Below are 6,643 nucleotides of genomic sequence, written 5' to 3' on the forward strand. Positions count from 1 at the left end.
ATCCAATATGTAATTTTTATTTGCAATTGATGAGTCTAAGTAGAAAGCCCTTTCATATGTCGGGATTATGATTGATCTCCGGCAATTCATATTCTTCTTTCATATGTCGGGGTATAATCCTTTTAATTTCAATATAAATTATTACATGTAATTAAATAGCTTTCATGAATTACATTATAAACTAAAAAATATCTGTTATATATGGCTCGAATTTTGGATAGCGGTTCAATATTTCGGCCAACGGGCTACAGATCCGCTCCATGGTCCATTACTTCACTTCCTATAACAACGCCTTCAGCGGCGACTATTTTAAACCGTTCCGCTGCTGAAGATCGCGAATTTCTTTCCAGGATATCAACTTAATATTTTGGTTCTTTATCAGTTCTTTCAAATCAGGATCATTATAAAGTTGATACTCCATTTCACGATTTTCATAATAATTCGTCAGTTCTTTTAGTTCTTCCGATACAATTGCTGGATGCGTAGTGATTTGTGTAATCCCAGGCTTCAGATTATAAATTTGTTTCAATAATTCTTTTTTTGCTCCCTCATAACCTTCATCGCTTGAAAAATGATATGTAAGTCCCGCTATATCGTCAATTAATTGTTGTGACTGGTCAATGTAATATGTATTCCGACATTCATCGCCTTTTCCTTTGTACATTGTAGCGCTGCGTCGTGAGCAGCATCTGCCGGAACCATTATTGATGTTGATGTAATGGAATTATTTTGGAACATTTGCATAATAGCTTGATTCGTGGAACGCGTCACTCCCAAATCATCCGCATTAATTATGACTACCCGATCAGTTGGACTAAACCCTAATCCTTGAATCACTCTTAACTACCTCCTTCCTCTTAATTTGTTACCAAATAGCCGAGCTTAATTCCCATAGGTTGACCGTTCATCCATCTGTATTAGAATTTTGAATAAAAAAACACTGCATTTTCATTTTTGTATTTGGAGTTTGAATAAAGCAAAGTATCCACTGCGCCAATCTCAAAGCCAGCCTTTAAATAAAAACGGCAAGCGAGTAAATTGACATCCTGTGTTTCAAGTGTAAATCCTTTCATCCCTTTTTGTAATGCCCACTCCTTCGCTTTATTCAGCAAAGCCGTTCCTATTCCTTGTCCTCTGCTATTTTCTAACACAATAAGTCTATCTATATTAGCGAATTTAGTTTCTTCTACTGCTCCGAGTCGTATGTGCCCTAAGCATTTTTGTCCAGAATAGAATAAGAACGCACTACTATCATTGGAATCAATATATTCATCCAGGTGTGCAGGCAACCCCCATTTTCGTCAGCCAGTGATACAAATCGTACTGTGCTGGAACAGGAGCTGCCTTTCGTTCATCATAAAGTAATTAATGACTGGAAGTTATATCCTTCATAGTATTCCGATCATGTTTATATCTAAAACTAACAGAGAATACAATTGCCAGTACGAGTGTGTATGCCCCAAAAACTAACCATATATTCTGCCAATCCTTTACACCGGCTACTGTGAAGTAATCTACAACTTTTCCACTTAGAATAGCTCCTACATATGCTCCTATTCCATCTACCATGGCTAGAAATAAACCTTGTGCACTTGCACGCATACGAGGATTAACTTCTTTTTCCACGAAAATAGCTCCAGAGACGTTAAAGAAATCAAATGCACATCCGTACACAATCATGGATAACAGGAGGAGTGTGAAGCCAAATCCAGATGGGCCACCATACGCGAAAAATACAAAACGTAATGACCAAGCAATCATACTAATAAGCATAACTTTTTTAATTCCAAAGTTCCGCAAGAAGAATGGAATGGCAAGAATAAAAAACACTTCAGAAATCTGTGATATCGACAATAAAATGGATGGATACTGTACCACTAGACTATCTTTATAATCAGGATTCAACCCGAAATCATGTAAAAATGGGTTGCCGAATGTATTGGTTATTTGCAGTGCAACCCCTAGAAGTGTTGAGAATAAGAAAAAGACGAGCATTCTTTTCTGTTTGAACAACACAAACGCATCCAAGCCCAAAAGACTAATCCATGACTTGTCTCTCTTCTCGTTAGATGTTGGGCAATCAGGCAGCGTAAGTGAGTATAGAGCTAGCAAAAGCGAAATACTTGCAGCTATATATAATTGAATATTGCTTAATTCAAGTCCATTGAGACTCACTAACCACATTGCAGATATGAAACCAATGGTTCCAAACACCCGAACTGAAGGGAAATCTTTCACTGTATCCAGCCCTGCTTTTTCAAGCGCAACATATGATATAACATTTGTCAAAGCACTGGTAGGCATATACACTACCGAATTAAAAAATATTACCCAAAACATTGTCGTTGGATCTGAAACTTGTGCTGCTATAAATAAAGAAATCGCTCCTAGGCTATGAAAAATTAAATATAGTCTGTTTGCTTTGATCCAGCGATCCGCAATAATTCCGGCCAAGCTTGGCATGATAATGGCCGCTAACCCTTTTGCGCTATAGACTATTCCAACCTGAGCACCTGTAAAATGTAACGTGTTTATCATATAGGAACCTAGGGTAACAAGCCAAGATCCCCAAATAAAGAACTGAAAGAAATTCATAATTCTAAGTCTTGTTTTCATTGTCATTTTAATGTCTCCTTTTGAGCTCAACTTGTTGTATGTTTGTTTCTTAACCAATGTACTTTTTACTTTTGTAAGGGGTTACACATTCATTCAAGGAATTCTATAATGGAAAGAAACAGCCCTACGATGGTCCCTGTTAAAATGAGTCAAGCATGGCTACAAATTCATTTACAGCTTCTTTAGTACCCATGACTGATCAAGCTTTAACAATTTCGGGCACAGGTATCCCCATTATTAGAGCAATTAGCGCAAAGATATAACCTATAGTTACATTAGATCTCGAATAAAACTGCTGCCATGCTTCGGCATTTCGACTCCGAAATTATCAGCTACTGAAGCTCCAATATCTGCAAATGTATTGCGAACAGACAGTTCTCTGCCTTCTAAAAACGCCTTGGAATAAATGAGTAACGGGACATACTCGCGAGTGTGATCTGTCCCATGATGAATCGGATCATTGCCATGATCCGCAGTCAAAATAAGCAAATCTTTCTCTGTGAGATTGTCTAACAGTTCTGGTAGCCGAGCATCAAATTCTTCAAGTGCATTGCCATAGCCTTCCGGGTCACGCCGGTGACCATAAAGAGCATCGAAGTCAACCAAATTCAAGAAAGACAAACCGGTGAAATCCTTCTTTGCTACTTGAATGAACTTGTCCATCCCGTCCATGTTTGATACGGTTCGAATAGTCTCGGTAACGCCCTCTCCATCATATATATCTGAAATTTTCCCTAGGGCTATTACATTAAAGTTAGCATCCTTTAACTCATTCATGACTGTCCTGGAATAAGGCTTTAATGCATAATCATGTCGATTAGCTGTACGTCTATACGTTCCCATTTCCCCAATAAAAGGTCTAGCTATGATACGACCAACCATATACTCAGGGTTTTTAGTTATTTCACGTGCGATCTCACAGATACGGTATAATTCATCCAATGGTACAATATCTTCGTGGGCAGCAATTTGCAAAACGGAGTCCGCTGATGTATAGACAATCAAAGCTCCTGTTTTCATGTGCTCTTCCCCTAGCTCTTCTAATATTTCAGTGCCGCTTGCGGGTTTATTTCCAATGATTTTTCTACCGGACTCCCTCTCAAGATATTCAATCAATGGAGCAGGAAAACCATTTGGAAATACCTGAAACGGCTTGTCAACAACCAGACCCATAATTTCCCAATGTCCTGTCATCGTATCTTTACCGTTAGAAGCTTCCTGCATTTTGGTCCAATAAGCCAATGGATGGTCCGCCTTAGGTACACCTTTTATTTCTTTAATGTTTGATAAACCAAGCGCAGCCAAATTGGGCATATTCAATCCGTTTCTTCTTTCTGCAATATGTCCTAACGTATCAGCACCCCCGTCCCCGAAAGATGCTGCATCTGGTGCTTCTCCGATACCAACAGAATCAAGAACAATGATATGAATACGTTGAAATGGTATATTCATTAATCAATCACTCCTTTAGACTAAAATACACATAAAAGAGGACAGCCCCACTATGCAGCAAAGTTGTCCTATGAACTCATACATTTGTTTTATTAATAAGTAATTTAATGAGAAAATTTGTATCCATCAAATACTTTTAAACCTTCATCGTTGAGCACTTGTTCTACCAGTTCAGGTCTTTGAGGGCTTTTCTCAAACACCTCATTGCAAGCGATCATAATGTTGCTCCCAGCGATTTCAGCTAATTGATCATGTGATACGCTATATACTATTTTGCCCAGGTTAGACCACACCATGGCACCCGAACACATTACACAAGGTTCACAACTTGTATACAAAGTGTATTCGTTCAAATCAAATATATTGTTTTCAGAACAAAATTTCCGGATTAAACCGATTTCTGCATGATGCGTTGGATCACAAAATGTATTAATTTTATTTTCCCCAACCATTACTACCTCATCTTTTTTGACCAAAATTGCACCAAAAGGCTCATTTCCTTCTTTTCGGGCTTGAAGGGCAACCTCAATTGCTTGTTTCATAAAGATTTCATCTTTGTTAGTCATTCTAAATTCCTCCCTAATCCATATTTATTAACTTGCTAAAGACGTTTTAAATGCTTAAAATTCCCTTTTTGTTTTTCTTCAGTAATCCAGGTAAGGATACTCCAATTAGGATCAGGACGATCCCTACATATTGCGGAACACCAATGTGCTCATTCAGGACAAAGACAGACATTAGTAAGGCTGTTGGAAGCTCCATAGCCCCCAATATTGATGCTATTCCAGATCCCACTAACGGAACACCCTTCGAGAACAACAGCGTGGAAAGAAAGGGACCGACAAAAGCTAAAACAAACCCATATTGTATGGCCAGTTGTAATAACAGTTTTCCATTTGTTAAAAACGTTGGAGGTAAAATGATCGAACAAATGATCAGACCTCCAGTAGTCATGAAAGCTGTTTTCATAATCGGGTTTGCTTTAACCGCGACCTTACCGCTAACGAGTATAAAAATGGAGTAAGATAACGCTGCAAGAAGACCAAACAAAAAGCCAAGCCAATGAACGGCAGAAATTCCAGTCGAATATATATTGGTTGCGCTTATTGTTCCGATAAGTAAAGGAATAATGGATAGTAGCTTTCCCTTTTCAGGAAATCTTCTATTGATAATTGCCTCTAGCAACACACCGATCCATGTAAACTGAAAAAGGAGTACGATAGCCAATGAAGCTGAAATATATTGAAGGGACAGATAATAAAACATTCCTGTAAGTCCCGTTGTAGACCCTACAGTCATTAATAAAAGCAGTTCCCTTTTACCTGGTGTTACAAACTTCTTCTGTTTTGTACTCTTCGTGCCTTTCGTAAAAAGCACTCCGCCCCATAATAATATCGAACCTAATAAGAGTTGTATTCCAACAACGTCATTAACGATAAAACCATCTTTGTAGGCTAATTTGACAAAAGTAGATAATAAACCATAACAAATCGCACCTAATATGACATATACATACCCTTTCATAACGCCGCCTTTTTCCTCATCAGATTTTATCTAATTACTGGACCTTCTCAATAATTCCCTTAACTAAAGCAATGAAACTTTCTCTTACCAAAGCGGCTACCTCAATAACTTCGTTATGACTTAGAGGCTGATCTAGAATTCCACAAGCCATGTTGGTTAAACAGGAGATTCCTAGGACCTTCATGTTCGCGTGAACAGCTACGATGGCTTCCGGTACGGTCGACATACCAACGGCATCTGCGCCTAGTGTACGAATCATGCGAATTTCGGCTGGTGTTTCATAAGCCGGACCACTCCACCAGGAATATACGCCTTCACGTAAAGTTGTATTTTGCGCTTTTGCAACTTCCGTAGCAATTTGTCGCAATTCGGCACTATACACTTGGGAAAGATCAGGAAAACGAGTACCTAGATCGTTATTATTCGGTCCAATCAATGGATTCGTACCTACCAAATTGAGGTGATCTGTAATCAACATCAACTCACCCGGTTTAAAATTTTTATTGACGGCACCGCACGCATTAGTGATAAGAAGGTTTTCAACTCCTAGTGCTTTCATTACACGAACAGGGAAAGTTACTTCATCAAGCGTAAAGCCTTCATAATAATGAAAGCGCCCTTTCATGGCAATCACAGTTTTCCCCTTTAGCTCCCCAAGGACTAATTCGTTCGCATGTCCTACTGCTTCTGATTTTGCAAAGTAAGGAATTTCACTATAGGGAATTGTGAAAGGGTTTGCAATTTCATCAGCTAATGAACCCAATCCCGATCCCAAAATCATCCCAATTGTTGGACGATACGAGGTCTTACTTAAGATAAAATCTCTAGCTTCCTGAATATTTTCCGTTTTTTGCATGTTGTATGCCTCCTAAAATTATTGTGCTATAAAACGCTTAACGCACATTTCAAAATTCTAACTACTGAACTGTCTGTAGTTAATTCTAATGGCTTATTCTCTATTTGTAAACAACTATTTATCTTTTATATAAAAACTCTATCTTTTTCAAGTGATTATTCTCTATTATACTCGTTTTTTTCCATTCTTTAATTA

At 38.2% G+C, this 6,643-nt stretch carries 8 protein-coding genes; all 8 read right to left on the reverse strand.

Annotation, left to right across the window (positions count from 1 at the left end):
* Positions 1 to 304 precede the first annotated feature (304 nt).
* Positions 305 to 664: a polysaccharide deacetylase family protein gene (locus tag A3842_RS32410; RefSeq protein WP_178382306.1), complete on the reverse strand. Its 360-nt coding sequence runs from the start codon at positions 662 to 664 to the stop codon at positions 305 to 307.
* Positions 601 to 744, reverse strand: coding sequence for a ChbG/HpnK family deacetylase (locus A3842_RS33730; protein ID WP_371915986.1), 144 nt, complete (start codon positions 742 to 744; stop codon positions 601 to 603). The genes A3842_RS32410 and A3842_RS33730 overlap by 64 nt, the downstream gene beginning before the upstream one ends.
* 173 nt (positions 745 to 917) lie before the next feature.
* A complete protein-coding gene (locus tag A3842_RS06745; RefSeq protein ID WP_083607106.1) occupies positions 918 to 1,289 on the reverse strand; it encodes a GNAT family N-acetyltransferase in 372 nt (123 codons plus the stop codon).
* A gap of 76 nt (positions 1,290 to 1,365) precedes the next feature.
* The gene (locus A3842_RS06750; protein ID WP_074083373.1) at positions 1,366 to 2,622 is read right to left on the reverse strand and encodes a nucleoside permease; all 1,257 of its coding nucleotides are present in this window, start codon (positions 2,620 to 2,622) and stop codon (positions 1,366 to 1,368) included.
* 264 nt (positions 2,623 to 2,886) lie between these two features.
* Complete coding sequence (gene deoB, locus A3842_RS06755) at positions 2,887 to 4,068, reverse strand: phosphopentomutase (protein WP_074083372.1); 1,182 nt, start codon at positions 4,066 to 4,068, stop codon at positions 2,887 to 2,889.
* 104 nt (positions 4,069 to 4,172) lie between these two features.
* The gene (locus tag A3842_RS06760) at positions 4,173 to 4,634 is read right to left on the reverse strand and encodes a nucleoside deaminase (RefSeq protein ID WP_074083371.1); all 462 of its coding nucleotides are present in this window, start codon (positions 4,632 to 4,634) and stop codon (positions 4,173 to 4,175) included.
* Positions 4,635 to 4,680: 46 nt separating this feature from the next.
* Positions 4,681 to 5,592 carry an EamA family transporter gene (locus A3842_RS06765; RefSeq protein WP_074083370.1) on the reverse strand — a complete coding sequence of 304 codons (912 nt, stop codon included), beginning with the start codon at positions 5,590 to 5,592 and terminating at the stop codon, positions 4,681 to 4,683.
* Between the two features lie 34 nt (positions 5,593 to 5,626).
* Complete coding sequence (locus tag A3842_RS06770; RefSeq protein ID WP_074083369.1) at positions 5,627 to 6,448, reverse strand: purine-nucleoside phosphorylase; 822 nt, start codon at positions 6,446 to 6,448, stop codon at positions 5,627 to 5,629.
* Positions 6,449 to 6,643: the final 195 nt, after the last annotated feature.

Origin of the sequence: Paenibacillus sp. P3E, assembly GCF_001909045.1 — a bacterium.
GTDB lineage: Bacteria > Bacillota > Bacilli > Paenibacillales > Paenibacillaceae > Paenibacillus_AQ > Paenibacillus_AQ helianthi.

Excerpts from the sequence above, each read along its gene's own strand:
- deoB (WP_074083372.1), bottom strand. The coding sequence starts at position 4,068 with ATGAATATACCATTTCAACGTATTCATATCATTGTTCTTGATTCTGTT.
- A3842_RS06750 (WP_074083373.1), bottom strand. The coding sequence starts at position 2,622 with ATGACAATGAAAACAAGACTTAGAATTATGAATTTCTTTCAGTTCTTT.
- A3842_RS06765 (WP_074083370.1), bottom strand. The coding sequence starts at position 5,592 with ATGAAAGGGTATGTATATGTCATATTAGGTGCGATTTGTTATGGTTTA.
- A3842_RS06770 (WP_074083369.1), bottom strand. The coding sequence starts at position 6,448 with ATGCAAAAAACGGAAAATATTCAGGAAGCTAGAGATTTTATCTTAAGT.
- A3842_RS33730 (WP_371915986.1), bottom strand. The coding sequence starts at position 744 with ATGCAAATGTTCCAAAATAATTCCATTACATCAACATCAATAATGGTT.
- A3842_RS06760 (WP_074083371.1), bottom strand. The coding sequence starts at position 4,634 with ATGACTAACAAAGATGAAATCTTTATGAAACAAGCAATTGAGGTTGCC.
- A3842_RS32410 (WP_178382306.1), bottom strand. The coding sequence starts at position 664 with ATGTACAAAGGAAAAGGCGATGAATGTCGGAATACATATTACATTGAC.